The following is a 747-nucleotide window of genomic DNA, read 5'->3' as shown; positions in this document are numbered from 1 at the left end:
GCAAAAGAATCCGTCATAGACGCATTTCCATGGGACTTTCCCAAAAAGAATTAGGAAGCCATTTAGGTGTCAGTTTCCAACAAATCCAAAAATACGAAAAAGGCTTCAATCGTGTAAGTGCCAAATGTTTACTGGAAATCGCTCAAAAACTAGAAGTTCCTATGAACTTTTTTTATGCAGACATTGCCACAAAAGAAAATCTTCCCACAAAAGAAACCCTCTTACACCACAATCAAGAAACCTATAGCGAAAAAGAACACACTCTGTTGAGAAACTTTAGAGAGCTCCAGCCGAAAAAACAAAAAGCAATCTTGTGGTTGATTTCTGATTAGGAAAAAGCACAACGATCAACATTATTCAATAATATATCAAACAACAAAACATGCTTAAGTCACATTCAAACCAACACACCATCCCCCTGTTTTACGGCATAATAGAATAGAAAATTCTTGATTTTTCTTGCCAAGCTTCTGAAGTTACTTTATCACTTAGAGTGTAATTTTGATCGTCTACGCACCGATCAAGAGGGATTAAAGGTCCTAAATCCGAGCGTAAAAATGAACCCACTTTTTTGGATATCCCGGAATTCCGGGAGTTTTTGCTATGTCCAGGTGCTTCTCAGCACTAAAAGCAAAAAAACTGATTCGAGGTCAGTGCTTTCAGGCTCCCGGAATACCAATGCGAGGGCGCTCGCAACCGGAGGGGGGCTTGAAGTGCCAACTAAAAATCCACATTTTATCGACATTT

General features: G+C 39.2%; 1 protein-coding gene. It reads left to right on the top strand.

Annotated features, from left to right (window positions below; translation table 11 throughout):
• Nucleotides 1-332 (top strand): helix-turn-helix domain-containing protein (locus ACFIO3_RS14580; RefSeq protein ID WP_375704729.1); only part of this gene is annotated, 332 nt, incomplete at its 5' end.
• Nucleotides 333-747: the final 415 nt, after the last annotated feature.

Source organism: Bartonella sp. AD328YNZD, assembly GCF_042196425.1.
This window is presented reverse-complemented; position numbering and strand designations above follow the sequence as displayed.